The following is a 20,793-nucleotide window of genomic DNA, read 5'->3' on the forward strand; positions in this document are numbered from 1 at the left end:
CGGGCGGAGTGTCGTCACCCGCCGGTGCGCGACCCAACTTCCTTACCGCTCTTCGGTCTTCTCTTGGGTCGTCAGGAATGCGGTCAGGGCGTCGGCGATCCCCTGGGCCGCCTGCTGGCGCCACTGAGGGTCCGTCATCCGCTTCGCGTCCGTCGAGTTGCGCATGTTACCGCACTCGATGAACACCTTGGGGACCGTGGAGAGGTTGAGGCCGCCCAGGTCGGAGCGGGTGTCCAGGCCGTCCTTGGCGATGTAGTCCGCGTACGGCTCACCGGTCGCGGCGTGGAACCGCTCGCGCAGCAGCAGGCCGAGACGGTGCGAGGGGGCGACGATCGCGGAGTTGTCCGCCTTCCCGGCCACCACCCGGGCGGGCATGATCACGTGGAATCCGCTGCCGCTCGCCGGGCCGCCGTCCCCGTGCACCGAGACCGCGACGTCGGCGTGCGCGTCGGCGCCCGCGCGGGCGCGTTCGTCGATGCACGGGCCCCACGGGCGGTCGCCGTCCTGCACCAGCACCACCTTGGCGCCCCGGGCGGCCAGGATGGCGCGGGCCCGGCGGGAGACGTCCAGGGTGTACTCGGCCTCGGTGTAGCCGGCGTTGGTCTCGGTCCCGGTGGTGTCGCACTCCTTGCGGGTGTTGCCGATGTCCACCTGACGGTTGATCTCGGCGGTGTGGGCGGAGTTGCCGGGGTTGTGGCCGGGGTCGAGCAGGACGGTGCGGCCGGCCAGGCTGGTGGTGGCAGCGTCGGTGGGCGCAGGTGCGGGCGGGGGCGGTGTCGGGGTTTCGGTCGCAAGGGCGGTGGACGGCGGCTCGACCGGAGGGGTGAGAGGCGTCGCGGCCGCGGTCGCGGTGTCGGCGGGGCTCGGCTGCTCGGGGGCCGGGGCCGTGGTGGCTGCCGTGGCCGGGGCCGCCGTGGCGCCCGCCGGTCCGGAGTGATCGAGGGCCCGCCAGCCGAACCAGCCTGCCGTGCAGAGCGGAACGGCCACGGCCGCGGCCGTGGTGGCGCGCAGCAGGGCGGAGCGGCGGGGCGGGCGGGGGGTGGAACCGGTCACTGGTCGGTCAGATCCTGTCCTGGGTGCGCGGAGTCAGACCGTAGTTCTTCGCGATCGGGTTCCACTTGGTCATGAAGTCCGTCTTCGCCTGGGTGGCCTGCGGGTTGAGCTCGTCCGCGTGCTTCTTGTCCGGGGTGGTCGACGCCCTGCCGGTGCAGCCCTGGGCGGCGACGGCGCGCGCCCAGCTCGCGTACGCCTTGTCGATGTCGGCCGACAGCTGCCAGGCGGACTTCAGCGAGGTCAGCGCGTCCGCGCCGCCCGGCACGTCCGCGACGCTCAGCTGGGAGAGCTTGGTCAGCAGGGCGGCCCGCTGGCTCGCGCCGCTGTCGAAGGTCTGGGCGGCGCTCTCGATGTCGGCCTTCGACGGGCAGCTGGTCACCTTGGCGACGGCGCTGCCGATCGGGGCCTTCGCGTTCTCGCCCTCGCTGAGCAGGCTGTCCAGCGCCTCGGCCTGGGCCTTGGCGCCCGGACCGGGGCCGGTCGCGGTCGGGGACGGCGTGCCGGTGGGCGAGCCGGACGCGCTCGCGGCGGCGCTCGGCGCGCCGTCCGTACCCGTGGGTGCGGGGGCGGGCGGCAGGTTGTCCGAGCCGGTCGCCGGGGCCGAAACCGGGGCGGGCGCGGCCTGGCCGTCCTTGCCGCCGCCGCTCCGGGCGGCGAACAGCAGGCCGCCGCCGATCGCCAGCACCAGGAGCAGCGCGAAGCCGATCAGCAGCGGGGCCTTGCGGTTGGCCGGCCGGTCCTCGTCGTCCCCGCGGCCGGTCGGATAGTCGGGCTGGGTGCCGTACGGGGGCTGCGGGGGCGCGGCGGGCGGCTGCAGGAGGTAGTCGTGGCCGGGAGCCTGCTGCGGTGCCGGCGGCTGCGGGCCCGCGTGGGAGGGGAACGGGGAGGCGGCGGGCGGGGCGGCCGGGGGCGGCGGGGTGACGCCGGGGAACAGCCGGGCGGTCGGCGGGTCGTAGCCGGGCGAGGCGGCCAGGTACGGGCGGGCGCCCAGCGGCGGGCCCTGGTCGCCGACGGCGCCGGGCGCGGGCGGCGGGGCCATCGGGCCGGGGTGGGCGGCGGACTGCGGCGTCGCGGGCGGCTGCGGCGCGGTGGGCGGCTGGGGTGCGGTGGGTGCCACGGGGACGGGCTGCGGATCGGCCGGGCGCTGCGGGCCGCGCACCCAGCCGCCGGCGCCGCCGCGCGCGGTGGGGTCCCAGACCGCCGGAGCGCTGTTCTGCTGGTCCGTCATGTCGCTGCTGGCCCCCACCGTCCGCCGATGCTCTGCCTGGTGCTGCGCGGCCACCGTACCGTTCGAACCCCTGCCCGACAGCCCCGGCATGACGTTAGAGCATCGGCGCGGGGCGGGGGGGAACGAACGGGCTACCGGGCGGCGCGGCGCAGGACGCGCAGGGAGCCGGTCACCGAGACCTCCTCGAAACCCTCGGCCAGCGCCCGCAGGTACACCCGGTACGGGGCCTGGCCGCCGTCCGCCGGGTCCGGGAAGACATCGTGCACCACCAGCAGGCCCTCCGGCGCCAGGTGCGGCACCCAGCCCTCGTAGTCGCCGGTCGCGTGCTCGTCGGTGTGCCCGCCGTCGATGAACACCAGCCCCAGCGGGCGCCCCCACAGCGCGGCGATCCGCGGCGAGCGGCCGACCAGCGCCACCACGTGCTCCTCCAGCCCGGCGGCGTGCAGGGTGCGGCGGAACCGCGGCAGGGTGTCCATCAGCCCGACCTCGGGGTCGACCAGGGTCGGGTCGTGGTACTCCCAACCGGGCTGCTGCTCCTCCGAGCCGCGGTGGTGGTCGACGGTCAGCGCGACCGTCCCGGCCTCCCGGGCCGCCGCCGCGAGCAGGATCGCCGAGCGGCCGCAGTAGGTGCCGATCTCCAGCACCGGCAGCCCGGTGCTCCGCGCCGCCGCCACCGCCGCCGCGTACAGCGCGAGCCCCTCGTCCACCGGCATGAACCCGGTGGCCCCCTCGAACGCCGCCAGCACCTCGGGCGCCGGCTCGGCGCTCAGCAGCAGGTCGGACATGGGGGAGCTCCTCGGGGTCGGGACCGGGCGGACGTGCACGGACCCTACTCGACGGTAGCGGGGGCGATGGCGCCGGGTCGTCCGGTGCGGGCCGGGGTCGTCCGGCGCGGTCCGGGGCATCCGGTACCGCGGGGGTGTCCGTGTGGGGGTCGAGACGGCGGGGATCGCGGCGTGGTCCGGCGGCGGAAGGACAGTGGATTCGTACAGTCCTGCCGACCGACGGTTGCGGAACGCGTTCTCGTCGTGCTGCGCCGCCCGTGCCAGAATCGGCGCGACCGTCGATCCGAGGCACACCAGGCACCCCGGGAGCAGCACCATGCGCGCAGCCGTCCTGCACAAGACCGGCCAGGAGGTCCTCGACGTCCGGGAGGACGTGACGGCCGTGGGCTTCGGGCCGGGCACCGTACGGGTCCGGATGCGCGCCGCCAGCCTCTGCCACTCGGACCTCTCCGCGATGAGCGGCGTGCTGCCGCAGCCCGCGCCGTTCGTCCCCGGGCACGAGGGTGCCGGGGACGTGGTGGAGGTCGGCGAGGGCGTCACCGGCCTCGCCGCCGGCGACCGCGTGGTGCTCTGCTGGATGGCCCCGTGCGGCCGCTGCGACCACTGCCGGCAGGACCGCGGCCACCTGTGCATCGCCAGCCTGCGCAGCCTCGGCACCCCGGGATTCCGGATCGCCGAGGGCGGGCTGAGCGCCTCCGGCTTCTACGGCACCGGGGCCTTCGCCGAGGAGGTCGTGGTCGCGGCGAACGCCGTCATCAAGGTGCCCGCCGACCTCCCGTACGAGGCCGCGGCCCTGATCGGCTGCGGGGTCACCACGGGCATCGGCGCCGCGGTGAACACCGCCCGGGTCGAGCCCGGCGCCCGTGTCGCGGTGATCGGGGCGGGCGGGGTCGGCGTGGCCACCGTGCAGGGCGCCCGGGTCTGCGGCGCCGGCCGGATCACCGTCGTCGACCCGGTGGCCTCGCGCCGCGAGCGCGCCCTGGCCTTCGGCGCCACCGAGGCGATCGCGCCCGAGGACCTGAAGGCGGTGGCCAAGAAGCTGCCCGGCGGCGGCTTCGACTACGTCTTCGAGGCCGTCGGCCGCGCGGCCACCGTCCGGGCCGGCTACGAGGCCGCCCGGCGTGGCGGCGCGGTGGTGGTCATCGGCGCGGGCGCGCAGGACGACCTCGCGCAGTTCACCATGGGCGAGCTGTTCTTCAACGAGAAGCGCCTGCTGCCCTCGCTCTACGGCGGGGCGACCGTGGCGCGCACCATCGGGCTGGTCGTGGACCTCTGGCGGGCCGGGCGGATCGATCTCGACGGCATGCTCACCCACCGGGTGGGGCTCGCGGACGTCAACGAGGCGATCGCGCAGATGCGCAGCGGCGAGGCGCTGCGGACGGTCGTGACGATGGGCTGAGGCCCGGTCATGACGAGGGGCCGAGGGCCGGGCCGGGAGCGGACTGCGGGAAGAAGCGAGGGCCCGCCGGGGGAGTCCGTGCCCTCCCGGCGGGCCCTCGTACGAGGTGCTGCCGCGTGCTGCCCTGATGCTGGTGCGGTCAGCCCAGCGCACCGGCCGCGCGGTGGCGGCCGTGCGGGTCGGTCTCCGGGCTGTCGTCGGCGGCGGAGCCACCGCGGTGGCGGCCGTGCGACACGGTGTCCTTGGCCGTCTTCTCGTCGGCGTCGGTCCCGGTAACCGCGGGTCCGGTGGTGTCGGTGAGGGTGTCGGACATGAGAATCGTCTTTTCCGTGCGGAGGGTGCAGGTCATCGGCGCCCGGCCGGCGCCGGTGGCGCACGGTCGGGTCCCCGATCGGGCGCTCGGTACGCGCCCGTAGCCGGTGATCGCGGCCCGTGCCCCGGCCACCATAACGGCCGGGGCGGACGAGATCCTATCGAGATCACGACGCGAGTCCTGTGCTGGTCCGGGGCCTGGAACCGAGCCAGTGGCCGACCAGCTCGCGGTAGAGAGGGGACAGTACCTGGAGATCGCCGTGCCGGGCCAGCAGCCCGCGCCCGCCGTCCAGCAGCAGCACCCGGTCCGCCCGCAACGCGGAACTGATGCGGTGCGCAACGACCACCAGGGTTCCCGGGCGGGCCGCGAAGGCCCGCTCGACCCCCTCCTCCGCGGCGGCGTCCAGATGGCAGGTCGCCTCGTCCAGCACCACGACCGGGGCGGGGGACAGGTAGGTCCGCACCAAGGCCAACAACTGGCGCTCACCCGCGGAGAGTTCACTCGGATCGCCTAGCACGGCGTCCGGGCCGCCCAGGCGGGCCACCAGCCGCTCCGCGCCCAGCAGGGCCACGGCGCGGGCGAGGCGGGCGTCGGGGGCGTGCCCGGTGGGCCAGGTGAGGTTCTCGCGGACCGTGCCCGGGAACACGTACGCCTCCTGCGGCACCAGCGCCACCGGCCGGGCCCGCCCGGGCGGCGCACCACCGACCGTCACCCGGCCCGCCGTCGGCACCAGCACCCCGGCGAGCAACCCCGCCAGCGTCGACTTCCCCGCCCCGCTGGGCCCCACGACCGCCACGTGCTCCCCGGCCCCGACATCGGCATCAACCCCGTCCAGTACCGGCACGGCACCGCCACCGTGCCCGTACCGGACCCCCACCAGCCGTATCCCGGGGGCGGGGCGGGCGTGATCCGCTCCGCCCCCGGGCAACAGCGGCTCCGGCGTCCGAGGGCTGGGCGGTCGGCCCGCTCCGCCCGCGCCGCCGACTGCTCGGTGTCGGCCGCCCGGGGGCTCTGCGTCCGCGGCTCGGCCGGATGCGCCGCTGCTGTTCGGGGTGTCGGTGCCGGTCCACGTGGCAGGTCGGGTGTGCCCGGTGGTCGTGACCAGGCGGTCGAGGATGACGGCCAGGTTGAGCAGCCAGCCGCCGACCGTACCGGCCAGAGTCCTGACGGCCGGGTCCAACTGCTGGACGAGGTAGGTGGCGACGCCGAGCAGTTCGCCCGGGGTCAGGGCGCGGTGGGCGAGCAGCCAGGGTGCCGCCGCGACGACGGCCAGGACCGGCAGACGCCCGCCGAGCGCCACCACCAGTGCACGCAGGGCCGAGGCACGGCCCAGGGCGCGGGAGGCGGCGGCGCTCGCCCGGGCGGCCTCGGTCAGTGCGCGGGCGACCTCCTCCCCGGTGCCGCCGGCCTGGACGTCGCGCAACCCGTGCAGAGCCCGCCCGGCCTCGGCGGCCAGCCGCTCCTCGGCCAGGACCACCGCCCGCCGGCGGGTCACCATCGGGCGCAGCAGCCGCGCGAACAGCAGCCCGGCGGCCAGCAGCGGCAGCACGACCAGTGGCAGTACGGCGGGTGCGAGCAGCGCCAGCCCGACCAGCGCGGCGACCAGCGTGACCCCCACCCCGCGCAGCGTGCGGAGCAGGGTCGCGGTCAACTGCCGTGCGGACTCCACCTGCTCGGTGAGCCTGGCGACCTCGGCCGGATCAGCCGACGGCCGGGCGAGCGCACTGTGGACCACCCGCTCGGCCAGGGCGTCCCGCAGGGGCTCCACCACCCCCGCCAGGTACGGGAACCCGGCCCGCGTCGCGTACGCCCGGACGGCCATGGCCGCGCCGAACCCGCCCAGCCAGGCCATCCCGACCCCGGGCCGCCCGATCAGGAAGCCCTGGTCGACGGCGGCCGAGACGAGCAGCCCGGACACCAACGGCGGTAGCGCCTCCACTCCGGACCACAGGAGCATCCGCACCAACGGCCGCCGCGTGACCGCCAACTGCCGCAACAGCAACTCCCACCCGGGCGAATCGCCGACCGCGGGAAGTCGGCCGGGCCGACTTCCCGTGCGGGCGTGCAAGGGAGGCCGCGGCGCGGGGCCGTGTGTGCGGTGGCGTCGGTGCGGGGCGGAGGAGGGAGCTGGTGGCGTGAGAAGTCGATGCCGCCGACTTTTCGCGCGGCCGGGTGGGGTGAGGGGGCGGCGTGGTGGTGTGGGCTGCACGGTGGCTTGTCTCTCGGCTGTGGGCGGGCTCGGGCGTTGCGTGAGAAGTCGGGCCCGTCGACTTCTTGTGCGGGCTCACTGTGGGGGGACTCATCTCTCGGCCGCGGCACGAGAAGTCGGGCCGGCCGGCTTCCTGTGCGGGCCGTCACGCGGCGGCCGTCGCCTGGAGGGCGGTGTCCGCGAGGGCGGCGCGGTAGTCGGGGTCGGCGAGCAGGGTGTTGTGCGGGGCGAGGGCGCGGAGGAGCCCGGCGTCCAGCCAGGCGACCAGGTCGGCGCGGGCGGCGATGGTGGCGCGGTGGGCGATCACCAGGCGGGTGCGGCCGTGGGTGGCGTGGTCGAGGGCCTCGGTGACCTGGTACTCGGTGGCGAGGTCCAGACCCGAGGTGGCGTCGTCCAGGACGACCACCCGGGTGGGTCGGGCCAGCAGCCGGGCGAGCCCGAGGCGCTGCAACTCGCCGCCGGAGAGGTGGAGTTCGTCCAGCGGGGTGTCCCAGCCGTGTGGCAGCCGGCGCAGGAAGCCGTCCGCGCGGGCCGCCGCCGCCTCGGCCGGGCCGGCGCCCGCCAGCGCCTCGCGGACCGTACGGCCGACCAGTTCGGGCCGGGCGAAGGCGTAGCCGACCGCGTGCCGCAGTTCGGGCGGTGCCAGAGCGACCACCGGGACGCCGTCGATCAGCACGGCGCCCTCGTCGGCGTCGCGCAGCCGCCCCGGCAGTGCGGCCAGCAGGGACTTTCCGGAGCCGGAGCGGCCGACCAGCGCGACCGTACGGCCGCCGGGGACGGTGAGGTCGAGCGGGCCGAGCAGCACCCGGTCGCCGTCGCGCACCACCACGCCCCGGAACGAGACCTCCCCCGGCCCGCCCGGTGGAAGCCCGGCCGTGCCGCAGGGCGCGGCGGGGAGCGCCAGCAACTCGTCCACCCGGGCCTGCCCGGCGCGCGCGTGGGCGACTCCGACCAGCGCCTCGATCTGCTCGAACAGCCCCGCGCCCAGCGCCGCCCAGCCGGCCGCCGCGGCGAGCGCACCGGGGGCGAGGGCACCGTCCGCGAGCAGCGTGCCGGCGGTGGTGAGCACCGCGACCTCGACCAGGGCGATCAGCAGCGTCGCCTGCCAGGCGGTGCGCCGCTGCGCCGCCCACAGCGCGTGCCCGGCCGCCGACAGCTCCGGAAGCGGCGCCAGCACCCGTGCGGCCTCGCGCTGTTCGGCGCCGGCCGCGTGGATGCTGCGCAGCCCGCCGAGGGCGCCGCTCAGCAGCGCGGCCATCGAGGCCTGGACCTCCTGGTAGCGGGCGAACACCGGCCCGGCCTGCCGCAGGAAGAGGCGGATCAGCAGCACCCCGGGCACCACGCCCGCGAAGAAGGCGAGCGCCAGCCACGGCGACAGCACCGCCAGCCCGACGATCGCGCCCACCGAGGTGAGCAGCGCGGTGGCGGCGCCCAGGACGGCGGGCAGCCGCCCGCCCGCGTCCCCGGCCGAGCCGAGCAGCCGGGCGGCGAGGTCACCGGGCGGCGGTCCGCCGCGCAGCCGGCCGCCGGGCCCGAGGGCGAGCAGGTGGCGGACCAGGCGTCCGCGCAGGGCGGCGGTGGCCTCGGCGGCGCAGGCCGGTCCGGCCGCCGCGGCGGTGGCGTTGGCGGCGGCGGCCGCGCCCAGGAGGAGGGCGAGCAGCAGGAAGGCGCCGGGACCGGAGCGCCGGCCGAGGGCGGCGTCGACGGCCCCGGCGAGTACGCCGGGCAGGGCGAGGGTGGTGGCGGCCTCGACCGGCAGGGCGATGCCCAGCGCGAGGGGCCGGCCGGTGGCGCGGCGGGGCAACTGGAAGCTCCCGTCTGATAGTTCTGATAGTTCCGGTGGTTCCAAGGGCTCAGGAGTCCGGGTGGCCCGGGACGGTGTCCGGGAAGGCCGGTGCCGTCCCTGCCTGTCCGGACAGGCAGGGACGGCATCCGGTGGCTACCGCCTGGTCAGCTGACGGTGAAGAGCAGGCAGGTCAGGATGAGACAGGTGTACTGGCAGCCGTTGCCGTGGCCGGTCAGCTCGACCGACTCGGTCTCCGGCAGGTCCTGGAGCGCCGCGAGGTCGGTCTCGAAGTCCACCATGTTCTCCATGATTGTTTCCTCCCCTTGAGGTACCCGTTGAGGTATCCGCCCGCCGCGATCTGCGTGCGGGCGCCAGGTGTCGCACCCCGGGCGGCCTCCATCCACCGCGCCGGGGCTGATGCCCCGGGCCTCAGCGGGCCCGGGAGTCCGTGAACTGTGAAGTGCGGGCGGCGGATCAGCCCGGACGGCCGGTCCGCAGGAACGCGGCCAGCAGTTCGTGCAGCACGGCGGCGCCCTCGTCGGCGAGCACCTCGTGCCCGGAGCCGGCCGCCTCGACGTACCGGAAGTCCTGGCCCTCGACCCGGCCGATCCGCAGCAGCTCGTGCCGCAGTGACCGGGACTGGCTCACCGGCACGACCTCGTCCCGGTTTCCGTGCACGACCAGCAGTGGCGCGCTCAGCCGGTGCGCCAGTTGCAGCACGTCGCGCGGTCCGCGGGCGTCGGCGACCGGTTCGCCGCCGCCCAGGCGGGTGGTCAACGCCCGTACGGGGGGCGCCGCTTCGGCGAGGAGCCGGGCGCCGGACAGGAACGGCGCGACCACCGCGCAGCGGGCGACCTGCTCGGCCGGCGCGTGTGCGGCCGCCAGCAGCGCCAGGAAGGCGCCGTAGCTGACCCCGAAGAGGGCCGGCGGTTCCAGGCCGAGGGCGGCACGCTGGCCCGCGATGCCGTCCAGCAGGTACAGGACGTCGTCCAGGTCGGGCCCGCCCCAGGCGCCCCGGATGGCCAGTGCGTGCGCCACGCCGTAGCCGGTGGAGCCGCGCTGGTTCGGCGCGACGACGGCAAGGCCCTCGGCGGCCATCCGCTGCAGCGCCGGGTCGAACTCCAGCCGCCAGGCGTCGGCCGGGCCGCCGTGCAGCGCCAGCACCAGGTGCGGACTGCTCAGCCAGGCGTCCCCGCCGTACACCACGGCCTCCAACGGGCCTGCCGGGCCCGCGAGTTCGAGGCTCTGTGCGGGATGCCAGCGGCCACCGTCCCCGGGCGGGGTGCTGCCGTCCAGCTGCCAGCCGGGCGGCGCGGTCTTCACCGGGCGCACCCCGCAGGGCTGCCAGGGCAGTACGGTGTCCCGCCACGGGCCGGGCAGTCCCGAGGCCAGCGGCGCGAGTTGCAGCGGCAGCGGCATCGGGCCGGAGGCGGCCGGGAGGGGGCCGTGCGCCAGCAGTGCGTCCACGTCCAGGGTGGCCAGCGCCGCCGGGTGGTCGGGCGAGGAGTACGGCAGCCGCAGCCCCGCCGCACTCCAGTGCCCGACCGCGCCGAGCCGCCCGGGCGGAACCGGCAGCGGGTCCAGCCGCCCGGCCGAGGGCCGCCACAGCGCGAGCGCCGAACCCGCGCCGTGGTCGATCTGCACCGCGACCCGGGGGCCGTCGGCCGCCACCCGCAGTGCGACCGGCCGCAGGAACATGCCCGCGACGTGCAGGCATTCCGGGAACCGCAGCGGCTCGCCGGTGCCGAGGACGCCCCAGCCGAGCCGGTCGGTGCCGGGCGCGTCGCTGCGCACCATCGCGAACCGGCTGTCCGGGTCGAACAGCACCAGGCGGTCGTTGCTGTGCGGACCGATCTCCAGCAGTGGGGTGGTGCGGCCGTTGCGCAGGTCGAGCACCACGCTGCGGACCACGCCCGCGTTCACCCGGTCCAGCGCGAGCAGCGTGCCCGTGCGGTCCAGCCAGGTGCCGCCGCCGTGCAACCCCGGGATCTCGGCGACCTGTTCGGGCTCGCTGCCGTCCGTGCGCACCAGCCAGACGGTGGTCGCCGGGCGGGTGTCGCTGCCGAGCGCGACCGCCACCGGCGTCCGCGGGCCGGCCCCGGCCTGCGCCGGGAGCGGCAGCACCCGCAGTCCGGCCATCCGCAGTGAGCCCGACTGCTCTTCCAGGGTGCCGCTCTCGCCGAACGAGAGGCGGACGAGGTCGTGCCGATCGCCGTCGTGCCGGCAGGTCAGCACCGAGCCGTCGGGCAGCGCGACCAGCTGTGAGCGCAGGCTCTCCGAGCGGTTGCCGGGCAGCGGCAGCGCGGTCGGCGTGGCCGGCTCGCCGTCCTGCGGCAGTCGCCAGCTCTCCACGTACCAGCCGCTGTCGGCGGAGGATGCGAGGCAGGCGGCGTGGCTGCCGTCGGCGGCGAAGGTGAAGCTCAGCCGGCGCAGGGCCTGGGTGACGGTCCGGGTGGCCACGTTCATGCTCCGCTCACCCCGGTGGTGCCGGAGGGGGCCACGGCATCGGACGGGCCTGCGCTGCCGGACGGGCCCGTGGCGCCGGACGGGAGCCGGCGTACGGTCGGTGGCGCCGGATCCAGCCAGAGCCGGGGCCCGCCGTGGCGCAGCCGCAGCAGGAAGGCCAACGGGCCTGCCGTGCCGGTGCCGTAGCCGGCGGCGCAGCCGGTGCCGGTCTCGTCCGGGAGCACCTGGAGGCCGTCGCGCACGGCCGCCCGGGCGGCGATCAGCTGGGCCAACTCCTCGGCTCCTGTGCGGAATTCTGACTCTCCGGTGGTCTCGGCGAGGTCCAGCAGGTACTCCCCGTCGCCGGCCAGTCCGTGGCAGGCGCTCGCCCCGCCGTGCCAGCGGGCCGCCAGTACGGCGCGTCCGGCGGCGCGGGCGAGGTCGAGCGTGCCGGTGTCGCCGGTGACGCGGGCGAGCCGCAGCAGGAAGCTGCCCGCGCCGGAGGATCCGCTGCACCAGTGGGAGAGCCGAACGTGCTCCGGATCGCTCGCGCTCTGCGGCCACCATGCGGTGTCGCGCTCGCCGCCCCACCGTACGGTGGCGGCGAGCGTCCGCCCGGCCTGGGCGGCCCCGGCGAGCAGGGCCCGGTCGCCGGTCGCCCCGGCGGCGGCGAGGAGGAAGGCGCCCACGCCGGCGGCGCCGTGGGCGAAGCCGAGGTGGGTGATCCCGGCGAGCGCGGAGTCGAAGTCGGCGGGCACCGGCCAGACCGTCCCGTACGGTTCGCGGCGTGCGGCGGCGAGCAGGGTGCGGGCGCACCGGGCGGCCCGGCCGATGAACCCGGGTCCGTCGAACTCATCGACTGCGAAGCGGAGTTGGGTGAAGCCGGAGCCGGCAGCGCCATGGCACACGTCGGGGTTGGGCCACGCGACGGGGATCCGGCGGGCGAGCCCGGCGGCGCGGCCGGCCAGCGCGTCGTCGCCCAGGGCGCGGGCGGCGTCCAGCAGGGCCCAGGCCGTTCCGGACCGTCCGAAGTGCAGTCCGGGCAGCACCACCGGTTCGGCGGCGGCGCGCCGCTCGATCCAGTCCGCGGCGGTCCGGGCCGTCGCCGCGGCCTCCTCCCGTACCCGTTCCGGCAGCCCGTCGGCCGTCACCGCCCGGGCCAGTACGGCCAGCACCCCGGCGGCCCCGTGCTGCACATTGCACGGGTCGGTCCGCTCCCCGGCGGGCACCACCGGCCACAGCCGGTCCCGGCGCCCGGGCGTGGCGGTGACGGTGAGGTGGCGCAGGCCGTCGTGCAGGACGCGGTCGAGGGACGGGGCGGCGCACGAGGCCGCTCCCTGACGGGTGGGGGCGTGCCACAGCGGAGTGACGGCGGTGGTCCCGGCGCCGCCCGTGTCCGGATCGCCCTCGCGCAGTGCCGCCCGTACCCGGGCCGTCCCCCATCGCTGTTGCGGCTCCTCGGCCCGCAGCCCGAGGATCGCCGGCGCCAGCCGTCGCGCCGTCCCGCCGGTGCGGGCCGCGAGGGCGAGCCAGCGGCCGAGGCGGTCGGCGACCGGGCGGGCCTGCGGGAGGTCCTCCGGCAGCAGCGGGTCGTGGCCGGTGGCCAGCAGGAACAGCAGCCCGCCGAGGGCGTACAGGTCGACGGCCGGGTCGGCGACGCTGCTGCGGACGGCGGCGAGTCGGCCGGGCCCGTGCTCGGGGGCACGGTAGCCGGGGGTGCCGGCCGAGCCCGCGAGGCGTCCGGTCCGGGTGGCGAGTTCGAGGTCGACCAGCCGCAGCGTGCCGTCCGGGCGGACCATGACGTTGCCGGGGGAGAGGTCGCGCAGCACCAGCCCCTGGGCGTGCACCCGCTCGACCAGGTCGAGCAGGCCGTGCGCCACCGGCCCGGCCTCGGCCCAGTCGACGTCGGGGCTGCCGTCGCGCCGCAGGCGGGCGGACACCCAGCTGCCCAAGGGCTGCCCGGCGATTCGTTCCTGCACCAGGAAGACGGAGTCCTCCTGCTCGATCAGTTCGATGGCGCGCGGCGCCAGCCCCTGCCCCGCCAGCCGGGCGAGCAGCGCGGCCTCGTGCCGCAGCGCGTCGCGGGCATCGGTGCCGGCCCGGTCCACCTCCATGTGCGCCCGGGCCTGCTTGACCACGACCTCGGCGCCGCTCGACGCCTCCCGGCCGAGGAACACCCCGCCCTTCGCGCCGTGCCGGACGGCGGCCGTCACCGCGTACCGCCCGGCCAGCAGCACCCCGCCCCGGCGCCGGCCCTCAGCCGCACCCGAGCCCGTACCCGCGCCGGCCGAGGGGGTGGGGGCGAACGGGTCCCGCACCCACCCCGGCGCCCGGTACGACCCCCCGCGCACGTCCTCGGCCCGTTCCCCGCCCGGCCCGCGCAGCACCGAGCGGTACTCCCCGTCGTTGCCCAGCTCCGCCGGCAGCGCGAACGCGCCGTACCGGTAGTGCACGCGGCTCCCGGCCCGGTACGGCCGGTCGGAGAGCACCACCGGCCCCGGCAGCCCGGCGGTGGCCCGGTCGAGCTCGGCCGCCAGCCGCTGGAACTGCGCGTCGTCGGCCGGGTAGACGGTGATGAACTTGCCCGCCGAGCCGCGGTCGCTGTTACGGGAGTTGAGCTCGCTCAGGCGCTCCTGCGCGGCGGCGAACTTGAAGCTGCACGGGTCTTCGGCGAGCACCCGGACCACCGCCGAGAGCACCGCCTCGCCCGCCGCCGAGGCCGCGCTCACATGGAGCTTCCACCCCTGCTCCGGCAGCGGCGAGGACGCGGGCGGCCTGGCCGTGCACCAGAAGCCGCCGACGGTGACGTCCCAGTCCCCGCCGCCTCCCCGGCCTCCGGCACCGGCCAGTGCCGCCCGCGTCGTCTCCGGCCACGAACCCGCCGCACCCGGTCCACGCTCCACCGATCCCCTGCCCCCGGCCGTACGCAGCGATGTGCCCGCCCCCATTCGCCACCACATCCCTTCGTCGTGGCCGCCGCCCCGGGTGCCCACTGCTCGTGGCACCGGGGCGTACGGCCCGGCCTGATCGGTTCCCTCTTGTGGGCCACCCCGAGAGGGGTGGGAGCGCGGACCGTGCGGTCCGGCGGGCCCGCGGCCCGCTCCGGCGGAGTGCCCTTCCTCGGCGTCCCCGGTAGGGGCTACTGCCGGGGCAACTCCCGTTCGCAGGACTGAAGTTAGTTTCGAGAAAACCGGCAGCTCAACGCAGAGCCGGTCACTTCACTCTTAAGGGTGATCCAGCGACGGTTTCGAATTCGTACGAGCGCACTGATGTGAGCAGTGGGACCCCGGCGCACCGGTGTGCACGGTCCGCGCGGGGCGGTTCGAGCGCCCCCCTCCGCGGGTCGACTCCCGTCCGGCCGCAGGTTGACGCGCATCCGTACGCCCTCGGCACCCCCGTCCGAACACCCGGAGCGGCCGGGCGACGCGCAGGCGGCAAGCGATTCGAACGTCGTCCCCCACGCCGCCCGCCCCGCGCCCGGCCGGCATCCACCCCGCGCCCCGTTCGCCGCTCACCCCGCCACCCGCCCCCGCGCCCGGCCCGGACCCGAACGGCCGAGGCCCGACCGCCCCCGCGCGCACGGTAGTCTCGACAGGTGCCGAAACTGTCCGACGTCATCACCGCGCTCGAAGAGGTCTACCCGCCGCAGTGGGCGGAGTCCTGGGACGCCGTCGGCCTGGTCTGCGGAGACCCTCAGGCCGAGGTCAACCGCGTGCTGTTCGCCGTCGACCCCGTCCAGGCGGTCGTCGACGAGGCCGTGGAGTGGGGCGCCGACCTCGTCGTCACCCACCACCCCCTCTACCTGCGCGGCACCACCAGCGTCGCCGCCACCACCTTCAAGGGCCGGGTGGTGCACACGCTGATCACCAACGGCATCGCCCTGCACGTCGCCCACACCAACGCCGACCACGCCGACCCCGGCGTCTCGGACGCGCTCGCCGCGGCGGTGGGCCTGCGGGTGACCGGCCCGCTGGTGCCGGACCCGACCGACCCGCTGGGCCGCCGCGGCACCGGCCGGATCGGCCTGCTGGAACCCCCGCTGGCCCTCTCCGCCTTCGCCGCCCAGGTCGCCCGGGGCCTGCCCGCCACCGCCGCCGGCGTCCGCGTCTCCGGCGACCCGGACCGGCTGGTCAGCCGGGTCGCGGTGTGCGGCGGCTCGGGCGACAGCCTCTTCGCCGACGTCCGGTCGGCCGGCGTGGACGCCTACCTGACCGCCGACCTGCGTCACCACCCGGCCTCCGAGGCCACCGAGGCGGCGCCCGTCGCACTGCTCGACGCAGCCCACTGGGCCACCGAGTGGCCCTGGCTCACCCTGGCCGAGCGGGCCCTGCTGGCCGCCGCCGACGAGTGCGGCTGGGCCGTGGAGACCAAGGTCTCCCACCGGGTCACCGACCCGTGGACCGCGCACGCCCCCATGTCCTTCACCGCCTGACCCGATTCACAGGAGCCCTCCGCTTGAACGCCGCGCCCGCCGACCAGATCCGCCTGCTCGACCTCCAGGCCATCGACTCGAAGCTCGACCAGCTGGCCCACCGGCGCCGGAGCCTGCCCGAGCACGCCGAGATCGAGAAGGTCACCGCAGACCACACCGCGCTCAAGGACCTCGTCGTCGCCGCCGAGGCCCAGAAGGGCGACACCGCCCGCGAGCTGACCAAGGCCGAGCAGGACGTCGAGCAGGTCCGCGCCCGTGCCGCCCGCAACCAGCAGCGCCTGGACTCCGGCGCGATCACCTCGCCGAAGGACCTGGAGAACCTCCAGCACGAGATCGGCTCGCTCGGCAAGCGCCAGAGCGACCTGGAGGAGGTCGTGCTGGAGATCATGGAGCGCCAGGAGAGCGCCACCACCCGGGTCGAGGAGCTGTCCGCCCGCCTGGAGCACTCCACCGTCGTCCTCACCGAGGCCGAGGGCCGCCGCGACGCCTCCTTCGCCGAGATCGACGAGGAGGCCGGGAAGGTCAAGCGCGACCGCGAGACCGTCGCCGCCGTCATTCCGGCCGACCTGCTGAAGCTCTACACCAAGCTGCGCGACACCCAGGGCGGCGTCGGTGCGGCCCGCCTCTACCAGCGCCGCTGCGAGGGCTGCCGCACCGAGTTCTCGATCACCGAGCTGAACGCCATCAAGGCCGAGCCGGCCGACAAGGTGGTCCGCTGCGAGAACTGCTCGCGGATCCTGGTCCGCACCTCCGACTCGGGCGTCTGAGCCGGTGACGGCGCGCTTCATCGTCGAGGCTGACGGCGGGTCCCGGGGCAACCCGGGGCCGGCCGGCTACGGCGCGGTGGTCCGCGACGGGGACACCGGGCAGATCGTCGCCGAGGCCGCCGAGTTCATCGGCCACGCCACCAACAACGTGGCCGAGTACAAGGGTCTGATCGCCGGGCTCAGGGCGGCCCGCGAGCTCGACCCGGACGCCTCGGTGGACGTCCGGATGGACTCCAAGCTGGTCGTCGAGCAGATGTCGGGGCGCTGGAAGATCAAGCACCCCGACATGCAGCCGCTCGCCGCCGAGGCGCGCACCCTCTTCCCGCGCGGCCGGGTCACGTACACCTGGATCCCGCGTGAGCGGAACAAGGACGCCGACCGGCTGGCCAACGAGGCGATGGACGCCGGCAAGGCCGGGCGCCAGTGGGAGCCCAAGGCTTCACGGACCGCGGCGGAACCCCCGCTGGAGACCGTCGCCCCCAAGGCCGGCTGGACCGCCCCGGCCGACCTCGGCACCCCGACCACCTTCGTCCTGCTGCGCCACGGCGAGACCCCGCTCACCCCGGAGAAGCGCTTCTCCGGCAGCGGCGGCAGCGACCCGGAGCTCTCCGACAAGGGCCGCTGGCAGGCCGAGCGGGCCGCCGAGGCGTTGGCCGCGCGCGGCAGCGTCCAGGCGGTCGTCGCCTCCCCGATGCGCCGCACCCGGCAGACCGCCGAGACCGTCGCCGCCCGGCTCGGCCTGGAGGTCCGGTACGAGGACGGGCTGCGCGAGGTCGACTTCGGCGACTGGGAGGGCCTGACCTTCGCCGAAGTGCGGGAGCGGTACCCGGACGACCTGACCGCCTGGCTCGGCTCCGCCAAGGCCAGGCCGACCGGCAGCGGCGAGAGCTTCGCCACGCTCACCCACCGGGCCGGCATCGCCCGGGACAAGATCCTCGCCCGGTACGCGGGGAAGACCGTGCTGGTGGTCTCGCACGTCAGCCCGATCAAGACCCTGGTCCGGCTGGCGCTCGGCGCCCCGCCGGACTCGATGTACCGGATGGAGCTGTCCGCCGCCTCGATCTGCGCCGTCCAGTACTACGCGGACGGCAACGCCTCGCTGCGGCTGCTCAACGACACCTCGCACCTGCGGTAGGGGCGTCCGTCACCGGGGTGCTCAGTGCACCTCGGTGACCACCACGTCCAGCTGCCACGGCTTGCGCGCCGTGCCCTCCGCCGCCGGCTCGACCCGGTGGCCCAGCTCCAGCAGCGCGTCCATCAGCTCGCCCGGCGTCTTCGGCTCGGCGCCCGTGACCAGCAGGTCCCGGACGATCCGGCCCTTGGTCGCCTTGTTGAAGTGGCTGACCACCGTGCGCTTGCCGTTGCGCTCCTGCAACACCCGGACGGTGGCGGTCCGGGAGGCCACCTCGCCGGCCGGCTTCCAGGCCGCCGCGTACGCGGAGCTGCGCAGGTCCAGCACCAGCCCGTCCGCCACCTCGGGGAGCACGTCGGCCATCGCGCTCCGCCAGTACGCTCCGAGCGCCCCCGGACCGGGGAGTTTCACGCCCATCGAGCAGCGGTAGGACGGGATCCGGTCGGAGACCCGCACCGCGCCCCACAGGCCGGAGAACACCAGCAGCGAGCGCTCGGCCCGGCCGTACGCGGCGGCGTCCAGGGTGGCCAGGCCCAGGTTGTCGAACAGCACCCCGGTGTACACCTCGGCCGCCGGGCGGGCCCCGGCGGTGAGCAGACCGGCGTTCTTGGCGATCTCGCCCCGCAGGCCCGGGGTCAGGCCGAGCACCTCGGCGGCGGTGTCCTCGTCGCCCCGGCAGAGTCCGACCAGCGCCTCCAGCACCGCCCCGCGGGCGGCCGTCAGCCCGGGCAGCGACAGCCGGTCCAGCGCGACCGGCGAGCCGTCCCCGGACGCGGCCTTGCCCTCCGAGGGCGGCAACAGCACCAGCACAGCGGACTCCTTCAACACTTCGTGACGGACGAACCCGGCAACCCTACTGCGGCCGTCGCCCGACCCCCGCCCCCGCGACCACGGCCGCCCCGGCCCCCAACGCCGCACAAAGCGGCGAGTAGTACCGCACGTTCAGCCGCCGGAACCGGTCCGATCGCTCACTCACCCGTCCGAACAGCACCGGCCCGCCGAGCCCGCGCGCCAGCAGCACCCCGGCCACCGTCCGCACCCCGGCCCGCCGCAACCTCCGCGGCCCCACCGCGGGCAGCACCCCGGCCTCCGCCCCCACCAGGTATGCGGCCGTCCCCAGCAGCCCCGCCACCGCGACGCAGGACGCCGCCGGGGGCACCCCCTCGCCCGCCCCCACCACGGTGTCCGCGAACTCCTCCGGTGTCCGCAGCGGCCACGGCGTCACCGCCCACACCGCGTGCAGCGCCCCCACCGCCGCCAGTGTCGCCGACACCGCCGCCCCGGTCGCCCTGATCCCGCCCATCGCCCACGAACTCCCTCCGTCAACGGTCACCCGCTCCCCACCGTACGAGTGCTTACACCGCGCCCCGGAGGCTGCGGCAATTCGGTGGGCCGCTGCGGCGTTCACCACTACGGTGAGCGGCGAGGAGAGTGAACACGATGACCATGCGCCCCCTGGACCTGGTGCCCGGCGACGGCGACGCCGTGGAGGAGTCCCTGCTGGGGCGTTGAGCCTCCGGCCGGAACCACCCGATTCCGCTCCATCCTGGTGTTCGTGCCTCGCCGAAGACCGCGCGTCCAGGCCGCCGGCTCCGCCCGGATCAGCACCGAGCCGACCGGGCTCCGCACCCGTCCGGAGATCCGCACCGCCACCCGGACGCGCCGTCCACCTGCCCGGGCCCGCCCCGCGGTGGGAGGATCGGTCCGTGCCCGACCCCCAGCCCCGCGCCGCCGTACCCGCGCCCGCGCCCGCCCCCGGGCCCGGGCCCGCGCTCGGGCGCCGCCACCGCCTGCTCGTCCTGGCGATCTGCTGCCTGAGCCTGTTCATCGTCGGCCTCGACAACACCGTGGTGAACATCGCCCTGCCGGCGATCCAGCGGGACCTGGGCGCCCCGCCGTCCGGGCTGCAGTGGATCATCGACGCCTACACCCTGGTGCTGGCCTCGCTGCTGATGCTGTTCGGCTCGGTGGCCGACCGCTTCGGCCGCCGCCGGGTCTTCCAGACCGGCCTGGTCTGCTTCGCGCTCGGCTCCCTGCTGTGCAGCCAGGCGCCGAGCCTGGGCTGGCTGGTGGCGTTCCGGGCGCTCCAGGCGGTGGGCGGCTCGATGCTCAACCCGGTGGCGATGTCGATCATCACCAACACCTTCACCGACCCGAAGGAACGCGCCCGGGCGATCGGCGTCTGGGGCGGCGTGGTCGGCATCTCGATGGCGCTCGGCCCGCTGCTCGGCGGCCTCCTGGTGGACGGTGCGGGCTGGCCGTCGATCTTCCTGATCAACGTCCCGGTGGCGCTCGCCGCCATCGCGCTGACCGCCCGCTACGTCCCGGAGTCCCGCGCGCCCCGGCCGCGCAGGCTGGACCCGGTGGGGCAGCTGCTGATGATCGTGCTGCTCGGCTGCGGCACCGCCGCGATCATCGAGGGCCCGGCCAACGGCTGGACCTCCCCGTTGATCCTCACCCTGGCCGCGACCGCGCTGGCCGCGCTGATCGCCTTCCCGCTCTGGGAACGGCGGGTGGCCGATCCGCTGGTGGACCCGCGGTTCTTCGCCAGCGCGCCGTTCACCGGCGCCACCGTCACCGCGGTCTGCGCCTTCGCCGCGCTCGGCGGCTTCCTCTTCCTCAACACCCTCTACCTCCAGGAGGTCCGCCACTACAGGCCGGTCGAGGCCGGCCTGTGGACGCTGCCGATGGCCGGGATGATGCTGGTCTGCGCGCCGCTGTCCGGGCGGATCGTCGGCAGCCGGGGCCCGCGCCTGCCGCTGGTCGCGGCCGGGCTCGGCCTCGCCGCGAGCGGGCTGCTGCTCACCCGGCTCACCGCCGACTCCCCGCCGGCCCTGCTGCTGGTCGCGTACGCGCTGTTCGGCTTCGGCTTCGGCATGGTGAACGCGCCGATCACCAACGCCGCCGTCGCCGGCATGCCGCGCGCCCAGGCGGGCGTGGCGGCCGCGGTCGCCTCGACCAGCCGGCAGGTCGGCCAGTCGCTGGGCGTGGCGGTGATCGGCACGGTCGTCACCTCGGCCGTGGTCGGCCCGATCGCGACCGGTTTCGCCCCGGCCAGCCACGCCGGCTGGTGGATCCTGGTCGGCCTCGGCGGCGCCGTCCTCGTGCTCGGCCTGGTCACCACCACCGCCTGGGCGAGAGGGACGGCCGCGCGGGTGGCCGCCCGCCTCGGCGCCGAGGCACCGGCCGTCCGGTCCGGTGTGCGGGAGGCGCCGCCCGAGCGGCTACGATGACCACTACGGCG

General features: G+C 76.1%; 16 protein-coding genes. 5 read left to right on the forward strand and 11 right to left on the reverse strand.

The genetic code is table 11. From position 1 onward, the window contains the following. Window positions 1–42 precede the first annotated feature (42 nt). The 3 genes from AB0O11_RS04195 to AB0O11_RS04205 form a co-directional block, all read right to left on the reverse strand. Entirely contained in the window at window positions 43–1,053 is a 1,011-nt protein-coding gene (locus tag AB0O11_RS04195) for an N-acetylmuramoyl-L-alanine amidase (RefSeq protein WP_363381534.1), read from the reverse strand. Between the two features lie 7 nt (window positions 1,054–1,060). Continuing rightward, window positions 1,061–2,281 (reverse strand): hypothetical protein, encoded by a 1,221-nt coding sequence (locus AB0O11_RS04200; protein WP_363381535.1) that lies wholly within the window; start codon window positions 2,279–2,281, stop codon window positions 1,061–1,063. Window positions 2,282–2,412: 131 nt separating this feature from the next. Beyond that, a complete protein-coding gene (locus AB0O11_RS04205) occupies window positions 2,413–3,066 on the reverse strand; it encodes a class I SAM-dependent methyltransferase (RefSeq protein ID WP_363381537.1) in 654 nt (217 codons plus the stop codon). A gap of 316 nt (window positions 3,067–3,382) precedes the next feature. On the opposite strand from AB0O11_RS04205, the gene AB0O11_RS04210 reads away from it, so the two are divergent. Further along, complete coding sequence (locus AB0O11_RS04210; protein ID WP_363381538.1) at window positions 3,383–4,465, forward strand: alcohol dehydrogenase catalytic domain-containing protein; 1,083 nt, start codon at window positions 3,383–3,385, stop codon at window positions 4,463–4,465. A 139-nt stretch (window positions 4,466–4,604) separates the two neighbouring features. Here AB0O11_RS04210 and AB0O11_RS04215 read toward each other — a convergent pair whose 3' ends face one another. The 6 genes from AB0O11_RS04215 to lanL all read right to left on the reverse strand — a co-directional run bounded on the left by AB0O11_RS04215 (window position 4,605) and on the right by lanL (window position 14,121). Then, window positions 4,605–4,778, reverse strand: a complete 174-nt coding sequence (locus AB0O11_RS04215; protein WP_363381539.1) for a hypothetical protein — start codon at window positions 4,776–4,778, stop codon at window positions 4,605–4,607. Between the two features lie 166 nt (window positions 4,779–4,944). Next, window positions 4,945–6,735 (reverse strand): ABC transporter ATP-binding protein, encoded by a 1,791-nt coding sequence (locus tag AB0O11_RS04220; RefSeq protein ID WP_363382002.1) that lies wholly within the window; start codon window positions 6,733–6,735, stop codon window positions 4,945–4,947. 397 nt (window positions 6,736–7,132) lie between these two features. Continuing rightward, window positions 7,133–8,791 carry an ABC transporter ATP-binding protein gene (locus AB0O11_RS04225; RefSeq protein WP_363381541.1) on the reverse strand — a complete coding sequence of 553 codons (1,659 nt, stop codon included), beginning with the start codon at window positions 8,789–8,791 and terminating at the stop codon, window positions 7,133–7,135. A 146-nt stretch (window positions 8,792–8,937) separates the two neighbouring features. Then, entirely contained in the window at window positions 8,938–9,081 is a 144-nt protein-coding gene (locus AB0O11_RS04230; RefSeq protein ID WP_350630852.1) for a VenA family class IV lanthipeptide, read from the reverse strand. A gap of 166 nt (window positions 9,082–9,247) precedes the next feature. After that, a complete protein-coding gene (locus AB0O11_RS04235; RefSeq protein ID WP_363381542.1) occupies window positions 9,248–11,239 on the reverse strand; it encodes an alpha/beta fold hydrolase in 1,992 nt (663 codons plus the stop codon). Then, complete coding sequence (lanL, locus tag AB0O11_RS04240) at window positions 11,236–14,121, reverse strand: class IV lanthionine synthetase LanL (RefSeq protein WP_363381543.1); 2,886 nt, start codon at window positions 14,119–14,121, stop codon at window positions 11,236–11,238. The genes AB0O11_RS04235 and lanL overlap by 4 nt, the downstream gene beginning before the upstream one ends. Window positions 14,122–14,813: 692 nt before the next feature. Between lanL and AB0O11_RS04245 the strand changes: the two genes are divergently transcribed. The 3 genes from AB0O11_RS04245 to AB0O11_RS04255 are packed head-to-tail and all read left to right on the forward strand — an operon-like array spanning window position 14,814 to window position 17,552. Beyond that, window positions 14,814–15,650 (forward strand): Nif3-like dinuclear metal center hexameric protein, encoded by an 837-nt coding sequence (locus tag AB0O11_RS04245; protein ID WP_363381544.1) that lies wholly within the window; start codon window positions 14,814–14,816, stop codon window positions 15,648–15,650. Window positions 15,651–15,673: 23 nt separating this feature from the next. Further along, on the forward strand, window positions 15,674–16,417 hold the full coding sequence (locus AB0O11_RS04250) for a C4-type zinc ribbon domain-containing protein (RefSeq protein ID WP_363381546.1): 744 nt from the start codon (window positions 15,674–15,676) through the stop codon (window positions 16,415–16,417). 4 nt (window positions 16,418–16,421) lie between these two features. Beyond that, window positions 16,422–17,552, forward strand: a complete 1,131-nt coding sequence (locus tag AB0O11_RS04255; protein ID WP_363381547.1) for a bifunctional RNase H/acid phosphatase — start codon at window positions 16,422–16,424, stop codon at window positions 17,550–17,552. Between the two features lie 21 nt (window positions 17,553–17,573). On the opposite strand, the gene yaaA is transcribed toward AB0O11_RS04255, so the two are convergent. Both yaaA and AB0O11_RS04265 read right to left on the reverse strand, forming a co-directional pair. Continuing rightward, entirely contained in the window at window positions 17,574–18,359 is a 786-nt protein-coding gene (gene yaaA / locus AB0O11_RS04260) for a peroxide stress protein YaaA (protein WP_363381548.1), read from the reverse strand. A gap of 43 nt (window positions 18,360–18,402) precedes the next feature. After that, window positions 18,403–18,852, reverse strand: coding sequence for a DUF3995 domain-containing protein (locus tag AB0O11_RS04265; protein ID WP_363381550.1), 450 nt, complete (start codon window positions 18,850–18,852; stop codon window positions 18,403–18,405). A 487-nt stretch (window positions 18,853–19,339) separates the two neighbouring features. Here AB0O11_RS04265 and AB0O11_RS04270 point away from each other — a divergent pair, with 487 nt between their 5' ends. Further along, window positions 19,340–20,782, forward strand: coding sequence for an MFS transporter (locus AB0O11_RS04270; RefSeq protein WP_363382004.1), 1,443 nt, complete (start codon window positions 19,340–19,342; stop codon window positions 20,780–20,782). Window positions 20,783–20,793 lie beyond the last annotated feature (11 nt).

Origin of the sequence: Kitasatospora sp. NPDC093102 (assembly GCF_040683915.1) — a bacterium.
Taxonomy (GTDB): domain Bacteria; phylum Actinomycetota; class Actinomycetes; order Streptomycetales; family Streptomycetaceae; genus Kitasatospora.

Excerpts from the sequence above, each read along its gene's own strand:
- AB0O11_RS04210 (WP_363381538.1), top strand. The coding sequence starts at position 3,383 with ATGCGCGCAGCCGTCCTGCACAAGACCGGCCAGGAGGTCCTCGACGTC.
- AB0O11_RS04230 (WP_350630852.1), bottom strand. The coding sequence starts at position 9,081 with ATGGAGAACATGGTGGACTTCGAGACCGACCTCGCGGCGCTCCAGGAC.
- AB0O11_RS04205 (WP_363381537.1), bottom strand. The coding sequence starts at position 3,066 with ATGTCCGACCTGCTGCTGAGCGCCGAGCCGGCGCCCGAGGTGCTGGCG.
- AB0O11_RS04235 (WP_363381542.1), bottom strand. The coding sequence starts at position 11,239 with ATGAACGTGGCCACCCGGACCGTCACCCAGGCCCTGCGCCGGCTGAGC.
- AB0O11_RS04215 (WP_363381539.1), bottom strand. The coding sequence starts at position 4,778 with ATGTCCGACACCCTCACCGACACCACCGGACCCGCGGTTACCGGGACC.
- AB0O11_RS04265 (WP_363381550.1), bottom strand. The coding sequence starts at position 18,852 with ATGGGCGGGATCAGGGCGACCGGGGCGGCGGTGTCGGCGACACTGGCG.
- AB0O11_RS04200 (WP_363381535.1), bottom strand. The coding sequence starts at position 2,281 with ATGACGGACCAGCAGAACAGCGCTCCGGCGGTCTGGGACCCCACCGCG.
- AB0O11_RS04220 (WP_363382002.1), bottom strand. The coding sequence starts at position 6,735 with ATGCTCCTGTGGTCCGGAGTGGAGGCGCTACCGCCGTTGGTGTCCGGG.